Raw genomic sequence first — 13404 nt, 5'->3', positions numbered from 1 at the left:
TGACATGGGTTCCTCTCGACCCGTCCAGTCAAGCCGTATTGGGCTTCGAGCACAATGATCAATGCGTGAGCAGCGCTGGGAATCACCTGCTCAACCGGCGCAGCGGGGGACGACAGTGCGTCAGCGGCGGGGGAGCAGCCCGATCCGGTCGTAGACGTCGGCGAGGGTCGCTTCCGCGATCTCGTTCGCGCGTGCTGCGTTCACCGACAGGATGCGGTCGAGCTCGGCCGGGTCGGCGAGCAGTTCGAGCGCCCGCTCCCGGATCGGGCCGAACGTCGCGACGACGGCCTCCGCGACGTCCTTCTTCAGGTCGCCGTAGCCACGCCCGGCGTAGCGCTCTTCGAGCACGGGAACGCTGTCGCCACCGAACGACGAGAGGATGGTCAACAGGTTCGAGACGCCGGGCTTGTCGCCGCGGTCGAAGCGCACCTCCCGCCCGGTGTCCGTCACGGCCGACTTGACCTTCTTTGCGGTCTTCGCCGGCTCGTCGAGCAGCCAGACAATCCCGCTGTCGGAGACGGCAGACTTGCTCATCTTCGCTGAGGGGTTCTGCAGGTCGTAGATGCGAGCTCCCTCGGTGAGGATCACCGGCTCCGGCACCACGAAGGTCTGCCCGAACCGGCTGTTGAAACGGGTCGCGAGGTCGCGGGTGAGCTCCACGTGCTGCTTCTGGTCGTCGCCCACGGGCACGTGGTCGGTTTGGTACAGCAGGATGTCCGCAGCCATCAGCACCGGGTAGGCGAAGAGGCCGAGCGAGGCGGCATCCGTCCCCTGGCGGGAGGCCTTGTCCTTGAACTGGGTCATCCGGCTCGCCTCGCCGAAGCCCGTGATGGTGTTCAGCACCCACGCGAGCTGCGCGTGGGCGGGAACGTGCGACTGCACGAACAGCGTCGAGGCGGACGGGTCGATGCCGGCGGCGATGTACTGCGCCGCGGTACGGCGGATCTGCTCGCGCAGCACCGCCGGGTCCTGAGGCACGGTGATGGCGTGCAGGTCGACGACGCAGAAGACCGCGTCGTGGGTTCGCTGCATGTCGCGCCACTGCACGAGGGCGCCGACGTAGTTGCCGATGTGGAGCGAGTCGGCCGACGGCTGCATGCCGGAGAAGAGGCGCGGTGTGCTGGTCATGGTGTGAGGTCCTGTCTCAGGCGGGGGTCAGATGGCGTAGTCGACGACGACCGGGGCGTGGTCGGACCACCGCGTGTCGTAGGCGTCGGCACGATCGATCGTGTATCCCGTCGCGGTCTCGGCGAGTGCGGCAGTGGCGAGCTGGTAGTCGAGCCGCCATCCGGTGTCGGTATCGAAGGCCTTGCCCCGCTGGCTCCACCAGGTATAGGGACCCTCCACCTCGCCGGCGTCGCGCCGGCCGATGTCGACCCACCCGAGTCCCGGTCCGGTCGAGCCGTCGATACCGGTGACGTCCTCGCCGAGCGGGCCGAGGAACCGGTCGAAGTAGGCCCGCTCGCGCGGGAGGAAGCCCGCATTCTTGCGGTTGCCCTTCCAGTTCTTGATGTCGAGCTCGCGGTGGCCCACATTGAGGTCGCCGACCACAAGCGCGAGATTCGAGTGGGCGGCGAGCTCGGGCAGGCGCACCTCCATCGCATCCAGGAACTTGTACTTCTCCTCCTGCTTGGGGGTATCAACCTCCCCCGAGTGCACATAAGTGCTTACGACCGTAACGATCTGCCCGCCGACCGCGTAGTCGGCCTCGAGCCAGCGTCCGGCGCTGTCGAAGTCGTCGGCGCCGAGCGAGACCCGGTGGATGCTCGCGGTGCCGCGCGAGGCGATCGCGACGCCCGCGCGCCCTTTCGCTGTTGCCGCGTCGTGCAGGATGTTCCACTCGGGGCCAAGCAGCCTCTCGAGGTCCTCGGTTGCTGCCCGCACCTCCTGCATCGCGAGGATGTCGATCCCGCGCCCGTCGAGCCACTCGCCCATCCCCTTACGGAACGCGGCACGGACACCGTTCGTATTGACGGAGGCGACGCGCAGCGGAGTGGTCATTGGTCAATCCTATTTTGCGCGGTCGGCGTCGCTCCGCCGCGGGTCGAGTCGCCGCACCATTCTGGCGAACACACCGGGCTTCCTCGCCTCCGCGGCAATGCGCTCGAGCTCGGCGATGCGCTCCCGCTGCAGCCGCGCCTTCTCGGCGGCCTCCGGGTCGGCTGGGATGCCGCTGTCGTTCATGCCGACGGCGATCCAGGCTGCGCAGAGCAGGATCAGCTGGCAGACGATATTGAACCAGATGAGCAGACCGACGATCACCGCGAACGAGGCGAGAAGCGGGTTGTTGCCGGTCCCGCCGATAACGGCGCCACCCAGCAGCTTGAGCAGCCCGATCGCGACGCCGCCGATGAGGGCCCCCTGGAGCAGCTTCGAGCGGGGAATGGGTACCTGCGCCAGAAGACGGTAGATCGCCGCAAGCAGCAGAGTGTCGATCGCGAGCACGATGAGCAGCCCGACGATCCGGCCCAGCGTGATCGAGAGCGCGGAGTCGGAGTCGATCCCGACGAGAGGCAGCACAGTGCCGATCAGCCAGGTGGTGGCCGCGGACAACGTGGTCGACGCGAGCAGGGCGATGCCGAACGCGACTCCGAAGCCGAGGTCTTTGAGCTTCTGGAGCGCGAAATTGGCCTTGAGGATGCCGATGTCAAAGATCTCGCGTACCGCGCCGCGGGCAGAGTCCAGCCAGCCGATGGCGGTGGCGATCAGGATCACAAGCGCGAGCGCTCCGGTCCAGCCGAACACGTTCGCGCCGAGGAGCACATCCGGGTCGACGGCACCGGATCCGTCGCCGTTGTCGATGAGCCCCGGCACCGATTGGGACACCGCCATGATGAGCGAATCGCGCAGCCCGATATTGTTCTGGAGAACGAGCCCGGCAATCGAGAACGCCACCCAGAGTGCGGCGAAGGTAGCGAAGAGCGCTTGGTAGGAGAGACCGAAGGCGAGGAGGACACCGCGCCGCGAGATGTAGTACGTGAACACCCGAACGAGCTTGAGCTGCGTGACCTTCGAGACGATGCCGGAGACGCCACCAATCTGCTCTGCCGGGGCGTGATCGGTGGAGGACTCTGCCATTGGCCCAGCGTAACAAGCCGAGGTCTAGGCTGATGCCTAACGGTGTGGCCGTGCGAGGCGACCACACAAGCTGCGCGCCCGCGAACGTGTCGAGATCGGAAGAGCGAATCATGCAACTTAACGGCATTGGAGTGGGCCGGGGCCTCGCGATTGGGCCCGTCATGAGAATGCCGGAGCCTCTCGCGGATCCCGAGCCCGGCACGCATGGCGGTGACGCCGACGCAGAATACGCCGCGGTCTCCGCCGCGTTCACGGCGGTTGCAGACGATCTGATGCAGCGCGGGACCAAGGCCGGCGGAGCGGCTCAAGAGGTGCTCGAGGCTGCCGCGATGATGGCGCAGGACCCCTCCCTCGCCGATGACGTCAAGGAGAGGATCAACGCCGGCACCACCGGCGAGCGGGCCGTGTTCGAGGCATTCGTGACGTTCCAGGACCTCCTCACCGGCATGGGTGGCTACATGGCCGAGCGTGCTACCGACCTCGGCGACGTCTCGCAGCGGATTATCGCCCGGCTGCGCGGCGTCGCAGCCCCAGGCATCCCCGAGAGCGACGAGCCGTTCATCCTCGTCGCCCGCGACCTCGCCCCCGCCGACACGGCCCTGCTCGACCTCGCGAAGGTGCTCGCCCTGATCACCCGCGACGGCGGGCCGACCAGCCACACCGCTATCCTTGCCCGATCCAAGTCGATCCCCGCCATCGTCGGCGTCGTCAACGCGCTGACCATCAAGGAGGGCACGCAGGTGCTCGCGGATGCCTCCATCGGAGTGATCACGATCGAGCCGGGACGCGAGCTGCTCGAAGATGCCCGCGCCCGCATCGCCTCGCGCGCGGCCGCGCTGTCGGCCCCGATCACCGACGGCGCCCTCGCCGACGGTACGAAAATCCCGCTGCTGGCGAACCTCGGCAACCCGGCGGATGCCGCGGACGCGGTCGCCCTCGGTGCGGAGGGTGTCGGTCTGTTCCGCACCGAGTTCCTCTTTCTCGACTCGAAGTCTGCGCCGACCGTCGCCGATCAGCAGAAGAAGTACACCGAGCTCTTGCGCCACTTCGCCGGCAAGAAGGTCGTCGTCCGGGCGCTCGACGCCGGTGCCGACAAACCGTTGAGCTTCCTCAATGACGCGCACGAGGAGAACCCGGCTCTCGGGCTCCGCGGGCTGCGTGCGCTGAGGGCGAGCGAGCACATTCTGCACGACCAGCTGGTGGCGCTTGCCGCGGCGGATGCCGAGACCGAGGCCGAGCTGTGGGTGATGGCGCCGATGGTGTCCGACTCCGAGGAAAGCGAGTACTTCGTCAACCTCGGCCGCGAACTGGGACTCACGACCGTCGGGGTGATGGCCGAGGTGCCCTCCCTCGCGCTCGTCGCCGACCAGGTGTTCGATTCGGCCGACTTCGTCAGCATTGGAACCAACGACCTGACGCAGTACACGATGGCCGCGGATCGGATGCTGGGCAGCGTCGCCTCGTTCCAGGACCCGTGGCACCCCGCTGTGCTGCGCCTGGTCAAGATGCTCGGTGACGCCGGAGCCGCGGTCGGCAAGCCTGTCGGCATCTGCGGCGAGGCCGCGGCCGACCCCGAGCTCGCGATCGTGCTCGTCGGCCTCGGCGCGACGAGCCTGTCGATGACGCCCGCCGCGCTCGCGGACGTGCGCGCGGCGCTCAGGGATGTCACGCTCGACCAGGCGAAGGCGCGAGCCGCGCGTGCGCTCGCGGCCCGGTCGGCAGCCGGAGCGAGGGCGGCAGCGGCCGGGCCGGTTCTGGATTAGCCGGTTTCGACACGGTCGCTGGGCGACCTGCTCAGCTGGCAGCAACAAAAAAGCGGGGCCGAGTGGGTCGGCCCCGCTTCTGTGTTGTGCTCGCTAGGGCTTGCCGCGCATAATGGCTTGTTTGACCTCGGAGATCGCCTGGGTCACCTGGATGCCGCGGGGGCATGCCTCGGTGCAGTTGAAGGTCGTGCGGCAGCGCCACACGCCCTCCTTGTCGTTGAGAATGTCGAGGCGGACCTGGGCTCCCTCGTCGCGCGAGTCGAAGATGAAGCGGTGCGCGTTCACGATCGCAGCCGGTCCGAAGTACTGTCCGTCGGTCCAGAACACGGGGCAGCTCGAGGTGCACGCGGCGCAGAGGATGCACTTGGTGGTGTCGTCGAAGCGCTCGCGCTCGGCGGGACTCTGGCGGCGCTCCTTGTCGGGCTTGCTCGCCGCGATGAGGAACGGCTGCACGTCGGCGAAGCTCTTGAAGAACGGATCCATGTTGACGATGAGGTCTTTTTCGAGCGGCAGGCCCTTGATCGCCTCGACGTAGATCGGCTTCGACAGGTCGAGGTCCTTGATCAGCGTCTTGCAGGCAAGGCGGTTGCGGCCGTTGATGCGCATCGCATCCGAGCCGCACACGCCGTGTGCACAGGAGCGGCGGAACGTGAGCGAGCCATCCTGCTCCCACTTGATCTTGTGCAGGGCGTCGAGCACGCGGTCGGTCGGATAGACCTCGACATCGAAGTCCTCCCAGCGCGGCTCCGTGTCCACCTCAGGGTCGAAGCGCCTGATGATCAGCGTCGCGGTGAAGGTGGGGATGACCTCGGGTGCGGAGCTTTCACGCTCGAGCGTTGGAGCGCTCATCAGTACTTCCTCTCCATCGGGGGGTAGTTGGTGATGACGACCGGCTTGGTGTCGAGCCGGATGTGCTCACCCGCATCTGCCGACTCGGGGTCGCCCGTCAGGTAGGCCATGGTGTGCACGAGGTAGTTCGCGTCGTCGCGCGTGGGGAAGTCCTCGCGGAAGTGTCCTCCGCGGCTCTCCTTGCGCGAGCGCGCCGAGTACACGAGCACCTCGGCGAGGTCGAGGAGGAAGCCCAGCTCGACGGCCTCGAGCAGGTCGGTGTTGAATCGCTTGCCCTTGTCCTGCACCGCGATGTTCTTGTACCGCGCGCGCAGGCGCTCGATGAGCTCGGTAACCTCGCTGAGCGACTTCTCGGTGCGGTAGACCTGAGCGTTGCGGTCCATCGACTCCTGCAGCTCGCGACGGATGTCGGAGATCCGTTCGGTTCCGTTGCCCTTGCGCACCCCGGCCAGGACGGCGAGGACGCCGGCGGCCGGGTCGACCGGCAGCGGCACGAACTCGGCGGTCTTCACGTACTCGACGGCGTTCTTGCCGGCGCGCTTGCCGAACACGTTGATGTCGAGCAGCGAGTTGGTGCCGAGGCGGTTGGAGCCGTGCACGCTGACGCACGCGCACTCGCCCGCGGCGTAGAGGCCGGGGACGACGGTGGTGTTGTCGCTGAGCACCTCTGCTTTGACGTTGGTCGGGATGCCGCCCATCGCGTAGTGCGCGGTCGGCAGCACGGGAACGGGTTCGTAGTACGGCTCGACACCGAGGTAGGTGCGCGCGAACTCGGTGATGTCGGGCAGCTTCGCGTCGATGACGGCGGGCTCGAGGTGGGTGATGTCGAGGAAGACGTAGTCCTTGTTCGGGCCACCGCCGCGTCCCTCGCGGATCTCGGTCGCCATGCAGCGAGCGATGATGTCGCGCGGCGCGAGGTCCTTGATGGTCGGTGCGTACCGTTCCATGAAGCGTTCGCCCTCGCTGTTGCGCAGGATCGCTCCCTCGCCGCGGGCTGCCTCGGAGAGCAGGATGCCCAGCCCGGCGAGACCGGTCGGGTGGAACTGGAAGAACTCCATGTCCTCGAGCGGGAGGCCCTTGCGCCAGATGATCCCGACGCCGTCACCGGTGAGGGTGTGGGCGTTGGAGGTCGTCTTGAAGATCTTTCCGTAGCCGCCGGTCGCGAAGATGATCGCCTTGGCCTGGAACACGTGGATTTCGCCGGTTGCGAGCTCGTAGGCGACGACGCCCGACGGTTTGCGGGTCGTCGTGCCCTTCTTCTCGCCGGGCACGTCGGTCATGAGCAGGTCGAGCACGTAGAACTCGTTGAAGAAGTTGATGCCGTGCTTGACGCAGTTTTGGTAGAGCGTCTGGAGGATCATGTGGCCGGTGCGGTCCGCGGCGTAGCACGCGCGCCGCACGGGGGCCTTGCCATGCTCGGCCGTGTGGCCGCCGAAGCGGCGCTGGTCGATCTTGCCATCCGGGGTGCGGTTGAACGGCAGGCCCATGTTCTCGAGGTCGATGACCGCGTCGATGGCCTCTTTCGCGAGGATCTCCGCCGCATCCTGGTCGACGAGGTAGTCGCCGCCCTTGACCGTGTCGAAGGTGTGCCACTCCCAGTTGTCTTCCTCGACGTTGGCGAGCGCGGCGGCCATGCCGCCCTGCGCCGCTCCGGTGTGTGACCGGGTCGGGTAGAGCTTCGAGATGACGGCGGTGTTGGCGTGCGGTCCGGCCTCGATCGCCGCGCGCATCCCCGCCCCGCCCGCTCCGACGATGACGACGTCGTGCTGGTGATAGTGGATGCCGTCGATCAGCGTTCCGCGGGTGGTGTCGTCGGTCACGGCGCTCAAGGTCGACCCGCCTCGCAGAACGATGGGAGGAGGTCGGCGGGCGCGCCGACTGGGCAGGGGTCAAAGGTGTAGATCACGAGGGTTCCCAGAATGAGCAGTACGACGGTGGACACGAGGAGCGCGCCCTTGAATATGGTGCGGAGGAGAGCGTTGCTCGCGTAGTCGTTGACGATCGTACGCATGCCGTTGGCACCGTGGATGAGGGCGAGCCAGAGCAGCGCGGTGTCCCAGACGACCCAGAACGGGTCGGCCCACTTGCCAGCCACAAAGGCGAAGTCGATCGCCTTGACCCCCTCGCCGGCGACGAGGTTGACGAAGAGGTGCCCGAAGATGAGCACGACGAGGACCACACCGCTCGCGCGCATGTAGATCCAGCCCCACTTCTCGAGGTTGACGCCGCGGCGGGTTCCCGCCCCGCGAGGTGCCCTCGGGGTTTCGATGTTGACGGTCGACATGTTCTAGCCTCCGAACACGTGCATGAGGTGGCGGGGGGTGAAGCCGATGAGCAGGATGGCCCAGAGCAGGATCACGACCACGAACATGAGCTTGTGGTACTTCGGCCCGACGCTCCAGAAGTCGATCAGGATGATGCGCAAGCCGTTGAGGGCGTGGAAGCCGATTGCGACGACGAGACCGAGTTCGCCGAGCCCCATGATCGGCGTCTTGTACGAGTCGATTACGACGTTGTAGGCCTCGGGGCTCACCCGCACGAGTGCCGTGTCGAGGATGTGCACGAGCAGGAAGAAGAAGATGGCGACGCCCGTGATGCGGTGGAGCACCCACGACCACATTCCGGTGTTGCCTCGATAGAGCGTTCCGGCCGGAGCTTTGGGGGCTCGGATCCGGGGCAGCGGGTATTTGTTGACCCGGCCAGCAGTGGCCAAGCCTCCCGCGGATTTCTCGGACACGAGTAACCCTCCCTGCGGATGATTGTGGCCCCGACGCCGGGGCAAGCATTCGTTCGTTGGCCGAACGACCCCAGTCTATTCCCGGGATGGCGTGGCCAGGTGCACCCCGCACGCCCAACTAGCTCGACGTCGAGATACTTCCGGCCTCGTTGCGGGCGGATGCTGCGGAGCGGCGCTCGCGGGCGAGGCCGGCGCCCCTGCGCGCGATCGTGCGCGAGTAATGCCCCATCAGGTCGGCGCACACCGTCTCCCATGACCTGCCCAGCACCGCGCGGCGGCCCGCCTCGCCCATCCGCAGCCGCAGCGCCGGATCAGCGGCAAGAGTCTGCACGAAGGACCGCAGTGCCGCAGTGTCGCCCGGCGCGAACAGGAACCCGTCGACGCCGTGCTCGACGAGGTCGATCGGTCCGCCGGCTCTGGGCGCGACTACCGGAAGGCCGCTGGCGTGCGCCTCCTGCAGGGTCTGCCCGAAGGTTTCCTCGGTGCCGGTGTGCACGAACGCGTCGAAGCTCGCATACGCGGTGGCGAGCTCCACCCCCGTGAGCACCCCGAGGTAGCTGACCGGCATGCCCCGCAGGGCGCGCGCGACCTGCGGCAGGGCCGGACCGCCGCCGACGATCGCCAGGCGAATGCCGGGCACGCCGCGGAGTGCGGCGAGCTGCTCGAGCTGCTTCTCCGGGGCGATGCGGCCGACGTACCCGATGATCGTCTCGCCGCTCGGCGCGAGCCGCTGCCGAAGACCGGCCGCATCCGGGGTGGCGCGGTTTCGCGGGTGGTAGCCCGTCAGATCGACCCCACGCCCCCAGCGGGCGAGGTTGCCGACACCCGCCGCGGAGAGGTCGGACATGGAGGCCGAGGACGGCACGAGGGTGAGGTCGGCGCCCTCGTGTACCCAGCGCACGAGCCGCCAGGCGAGCCCGGTGGCGCGGCCGAAGTGGTTGCGGCGCGCGTACCCGGCGACATCGGTCTGAAAGATTGCCACGGACGGGATGCCGGCGCGGCGAGCGGCGGCGATCGCCTGGGCGCCGAGCAGGAAGGGGGATGCCGCGTGAACGACGTCGGGCCGGAAGTCGCCCAGAAGCTTCTGCACGAGCGGGCTCGGGAGCCCTACCGGGAACTGGCGGTACGCAACATAGGGGACCGCATGCACCGGGAACCCGGCGTAGGTCGCGGGGGCGCCTGCGGCAGGGGCGATGACGATCGCCTCGTGGCCGGCGCGCGCAAGGTGCTCGAGCACCTTGCAGACGCTTGTGGTGACACCGTTGAGGGTGGGCAGAAAACTCTCGCTGACGACTGCAACTCGCACGTGGCTCCCCAATCAGGCTCCCGACGAGGGCGATGGTAGGGGCCGCCGATGGCGTACCGGTGAACCGTCGCTTAAGGGCGCGCGTTAGGCCTCGCGCTAGGGTGAATCCATGACTTCGCAGCGGGATGGACTGGACCGGTTTTACAGCGTCATTCCCGCCGGCGGGATCGGTTCGCGCCTGTGGCCGCTGTCCCGCGCGGACGCCCCGAAGTTTCTGCACGACCTCACCGGGTCGGGGAGCACGCTGCTCCGTGCGACGTGGGATCGACTCGCGCCGCTCTCGGGAGAGCAGCGCATCATGGTCGTGACCGGTCGGGCGCATCGTGCGGCGGTGGAGGGGCAGCTTCCCAGCCTCGCCGATCCGAACGTGGTGCTCGAGAGCGAGCCGAAGGAGTCCTCCGCGGCGATCGGCCTCGCAGCGGCGATCCTGGAGCGCCGGGAGCCCGGCGTCATCGTGGGCTCGTTCGCGGCCGACCATGTGATCAACGATCAGAATGCCTTCCGTCGCGCCGTCGTCGCGGCGGTCGCGGCGGCGGATGCTGGATACATTGCCACCATCGGGATCACGCCGACCGAGCCGGCCATCGGGTTCGGCTACATCCGATGTGGCGAGCAGCTCGATATCGACGGGGCGCCGACGGCGGTCAGGGCCGACAGCTTCGTCGAGAAGCCCGACCTGGAGACCGCGAGGCACTACCTCGACGACGGCAACTACCTGTGGAACGGCGGCATGTTCATTTCGCGCGCCGACGTTCTCCTCGCCCAACTGGGCGAATCCGAGCCCGCACTCCTCGCCGGGCTCAGCGAACTCGCCGACGCATGGGACACCCCCCGTCGCGGCGCCGTCGTCGACAGAGTCTGGCCGACGCTCAAGAAGATCGCGATCGACTATTCGGTTGCTGAGCCGGCGGCCAAGGCGGGACGCCTCGCCGTCATCCCCGGCGACTTCGACTGGGATGATGTCGGCGACTTCGCGGCCATCGCCAAGCTCCACTCCGCTGGTGGGCCATCCAACCTCGCGATCCTCGGCGAGAACGCACGGGTGCTCGCCGACTCCTCCAGCGGCATCGTCGTCAGCCAGACAGGGCGGCTCATCTCGCTCATCGGTGTCTCCGACATCGTGGTCGTGGACACGCCGGATGCGCTCCTCGTCACGACGAGCGCGAACGCGCAGCGGGTGAAGGCCGTCGTCGACGCGCTCAAGCTCTCCGGCAGCAACGACGTGCTCTAATGTCGAACACCCGTCGCCTTCGCCCCGCCATTGTCGCGCTCTCGCTCGTTCCACTCGTCCTCCTTGCCGGATGCGCGACCCCGCCTGAGCAGGGGACGGAGACCGAGTCCGATTTCTGTGCGGTCATGGTGACCAACTCGGGAGGTCTCGAGGATCGCTCCTTCAACCAGTCGAGCTGGGTCGGACTGCAGCAGGCAGAGGACGAGCTCGGAATCGGCGCCCAGGTTCTCGTCTCCACCTCGGAGTCCGACCTGGCCCCCAACGTGCAGGCGGCAGTCGACACCGGGTGCGGCTTCATCCTCACGGTCGGCTACGAACTCGCCCCGGCGACGGCGGAGCAGGCCGAGCTCAATCCCGATGTCGACTTCGCGATCGTCGACGAGCAGATCGAGGGGCCGAATGTGAAGCCCATCGTGTTCGACACCGCCCAGGCGGCGTTTCTGGCGGGCTACCTCGCCGCGGGGGTCAGCTCCACCGGAATCGTCGCGACGTTCGGCGGGGGAAACCAGCCACCGGTCACTCTGTTCATGGACGGCTTCGTCGACGGCGTCGCGAAGTACAACGAGGTGCACGACACCGCGGTCGTCGCCCTCGGCTGGGACAAGGCGAGCCAGGATGGCGTGTTCACGGGCGACTTCGAAGACACCGGCAAGGGACTCGCCACCACGCGGGCGTTCATCGACCAGGGCGCCGACGTGATCCTGCCGGTCGCCGGGCAGGTCGGCGAGGGGGCGGCCGCCGCGGCGCGCGACTCGGACGGCGTCGCGATCATCTGGGTCGACAACGACGGCTTCGAGACGCTCCCCGTCGACTACCGCGACCTCGTGCTCACCTCCGTGCTCAAGAACACCGGCGACGCGGTGGCCGACATCGCTCGCCAGAGCAGCACGGATGCCTTCACGAACGCGCCCTACATCGGCACGCTCGAGAACGGCGGAGTCGGGCTCGCGCCCTACCACTCTCTCGCGTCGCGCGTGCCCGCGGAGCTCTCGGCGGAGCTCGACGGCCTGCGCGCGGACATCATCGGCGGCGCGATCGTGGTCAGCTCGCCGAGCGCACCGGAGTAGGCGCGAGAGAACCTCCCGGTTACATGGGGGTTTCGGCCTGATCCCGGATTTGTAACCATTGGGCGACGGGACCTCAATTGTTGCCTCGTCGTGACGTAACTTGTCGTAACGTAGGCCCAATGCGCCCCGGCATCCGAATTCCGGGCACCACCCTGGAGGACACCTTGAGAAAACCCACCCGCAGGACCGCCTACAGCGGTCTGGCAATCGCCGCCGTCGGTATCCTGCTCGCCGGCTGTGCCGCAGCGCCCGAGGACGACACGGACACCGGCGCTGAAGAGGCCACCTCCGACTTCCTGCCCTGCATGATTTCCGACACCGGTGGCTTCGACGACAAGTCGTTCAACCAGCTGGGCTTCGAGGGACTCCAGGGCGGCGCCGAGGCACTCGGATCCGACTACCTCGAGGTCGAGTCGAACACCGACGCGGACTACGCGCCCAACCTCGACAACCTCGCCGCCGAGGGCTGCAACCTCATCGTCACGGTCGGCTTCAACCTCGCCGCCGCAACTGTCGAAGCCGCCAACGCGAACCCCGACATCAACTACAGCATCATCGACGACGTCGCCGACACCGACTTCGACGGAACGACCGACGCCGAGAACATCAAGCCGATCGTCTTCGACACGGCACAGGCAGCGTTCCTCGCCGGCTACGCGGCCGCGAGCTGGAGCACCTCCGGCATCGTCGGAACCTTCGGTGGCATGAACTTCCCGACGGTGAGCGTCTTCATGGACGGCTTCGCCCAGGGCGTCGCCTACCACAACGAGGAAAAGGGCACCGACGTCAAGGTCCTCGGCTGGGACACCGCAGCCCAGGACGGAACGTTCATCGGCGGCTTCGAGCCCGGAACCGACGCCCTCGCGGCGGCGAACAACCTCATCGACCAGGGCGCCGACGTGCTGCTCCCGGTCGGCGGACCGATCTACCAGAGCGCGGGAGAAGCGATCAACGCGGCCATGACGGCCAACTCCGATCGCAAGATCGCGATGATCGGCGTCGACGCCGACCTGTACGAGAGCGACCCGACCTACTCCGCGCTATACCTCACCTCGATCCTCAAGGGCATCGATGTGGCCGTTGCGGACGTTGTGGAGGCGGCGGGCAACGACAACTTCGACAACACGCCGTTCCTCGGCACCCTCGAGAACGACGCGGTCGGGATTGCCCCGTTCCACGACTTCGAGGGCGAGGTGTCGGACACCCTGCAGGCCGAGCTCGACGAGATCAAGGCCGGCATCATCGCCGGTGAGATCACCGTCGCGTCCTACCTCGCCGGTTAGTCCCGGATAACAGCACCAGAACGGGGAAGCCAGTGCATCTGGCTTCCCCGTTCTGGTTCACCGCCACGCCAGGATCGGCCTTTTCTGCCC

At 67.5% G+C, this 13404-nt stretch carries 12 protein-coding genes; 4 read left to right on the top strand and 8 right to left on the bottom strand.

Features of this window, described 5'->3' with window-relative positions; translation table 11 throughout:
* Positions 1 to 120 precede the first annotated feature (120 nt).
* The 3 genes from trpS to BHD05_RS00210 are packed head-to-tail and all read right to left on the bottom strand — an operon-like array spanning position 121 to position 3078.
* Positions 121 to 1128, bottom strand: coding sequence for a tryptophan--tRNA ligase (gene trpS / locus BHD05_RS00220; protein ID WP_161884653.1), 1008 nt, complete (start codon positions 1126 to 1128; stop codon positions 121 to 123).
* 27 nt (positions 1129 to 1155) lie between these two features.
* Positions 1156 to 2001 carry an exodeoxyribonuclease III gene (locus BHD05_RS00215; protein ID WP_161884652.1) on the bottom strand — a complete coding sequence of 282 codons (846 nt, stop codon included), beginning with the start codon at positions 1999 to 2001 and terminating at the stop codon, positions 1156 to 1158.
* 9 nt (positions 2002 to 2010) lie between these two features.
* On the bottom strand, positions 2011 to 3078 hold the full coding sequence (locus BHD05_RS00210) for a YihY/virulence factor BrkB family protein (protein ID WP_161884651.1): 1068 nt from the start codon (positions 3076 to 3078) through the stop codon (positions 2011 to 2013).
* Positions 3079 to 3188: 110 nt separating this feature from the next.
* On the opposite strand from BHD05_RS00210, the gene ptsP reads away from it, so the two are divergent.
* Positions 3189 to 4841, top strand: a complete 1653-nt coding sequence (ptsP, locus tag BHD05_RS00205) for a phosphoenolpyruvate--protein phosphotransferase (RefSeq protein ID WP_161884650.1) — start codon at positions 3189 to 3191, stop codon at positions 4839 to 4841.
* A gap of 93 nt (positions 4842 to 4934) precedes the next feature.
* Here the strand turns inward: ptsP and BHD05_RS00200 are convergent, their stop codons facing one another.
* The 5 genes from BHD05_RS00200 to BHD05_RS00180 all read right to left on the bottom strand — a co-directional run bounded on the left by BHD05_RS00200 (position 4935) and on the right by BHD05_RS00180 (position 9733).
* A complete protein-coding gene (locus BHD05_RS00200) occupies positions 4935 to 5690 on the bottom strand; it encodes a succinate dehydrogenase iron-sulfur subunit (RefSeq protein WP_161884649.1) in 756 nt (251 codons plus the stop codon).
* Positions 5690 to 7510 carry a succinate dehydrogenase flavoprotein subunit gene (gene sdhA, locus BHD05_RS00195; protein ID WP_161887255.1) on the bottom strand — a complete coding sequence of 607 codons (1821 nt, stop codon included), beginning with the start codon at positions 7508 to 7510 and terminating at the stop codon, positions 5690 to 5692. Before sdhA ends, BHD05_RS00200 begins: the two co-directional genes overlap by 1 nt.
* Before the next feature lie 5 nt (positions 7511 to 7515).
* Complete coding sequence (locus BHD05_RS00190) at positions 7516 to 7974, bottom strand: succinate dehydrogenase hydrophobic membrane anchor subunit (RefSeq protein WP_161884648.1); 459 nt, start codon at positions 7972 to 7974, stop codon at positions 7516 to 7518.
* Positions 7975 to 7977: 3 nt separating this feature from the next.
* Positions 7978 to 8427 (bottom strand): succinate dehydrogenase, cytochrome b556 subunit, encoded by a 450-nt coding sequence (gene sdhC / locus BHD05_RS00185; protein WP_161884647.1) that lies wholly within the window; start codon positions 8425 to 8427, stop codon positions 7978 to 7980.
* A 118-nt stretch (positions 8428 to 8545) separates the two neighbouring features.
* Positions 8546 to 9733, bottom strand: a complete 1188-nt coding sequence (locus BHD05_RS00180) for a glycosyltransferase family 4 protein (RefSeq protein ID WP_161884646.1) — start codon at positions 9731 to 9733, stop codon at positions 8546 to 8548.
* A 109-nt stretch (positions 9734 to 9842) separates the two neighbouring features.
* On the opposite strand from BHD05_RS00180, the gene BHD05_RS00175 reads away from it, so the two are divergent.
* From BHD05_RS00175 to BHD05_RS00165, 3 genes are all read left to right on the top strand, one after another.
* Positions 9843 to 10964, top strand: coding sequence for a mannose-1-phosphate guanylyltransferase (locus BHD05_RS00175; RefSeq protein ID WP_161884645.1), 1122 nt, complete (start codon positions 9843 to 9845; stop codon positions 10962 to 10964).
* Positions 10964 to 12031 (top strand): BMP family lipoprotein, encoded by a 1068-nt coding sequence (locus tag BHD05_RS00170; RefSeq protein ID WP_161884644.1) that lies wholly within the window; start codon positions 10964 to 10966, stop codon positions 12029 to 12031. Before BHD05_RS00175 ends, BHD05_RS00170 begins: the two co-directional genes overlap by 1 nt.
* Positions 12032 to 12195: 164 nt before the next feature.
* Positions 12196 to 13314: a BMP family lipoprotein gene (locus tag BHD05_RS00165; protein ID WP_236966588.1), complete on the top strand. Its 1119-nt coding sequence runs from the start codon at positions 12196 to 12198 to the stop codon at positions 13312 to 13314.
* Positions 13315 to 13404: the final 90 nt, after the last annotated feature.

The sequence above is a fragment of the Marisediminicola antarctica genome, from assembly GCF_009930795.1.
GTDB lineage: Bacteria > Actinomycetota > Actinomycetes > Actinomycetales > Microbacteriaceae > Marisediminicola > Marisediminicola antarctica.
Note: the sequence above shows the minus strand (reverse complement) of the source record. Positions and strands in the feature narration are given on the sequence as shown.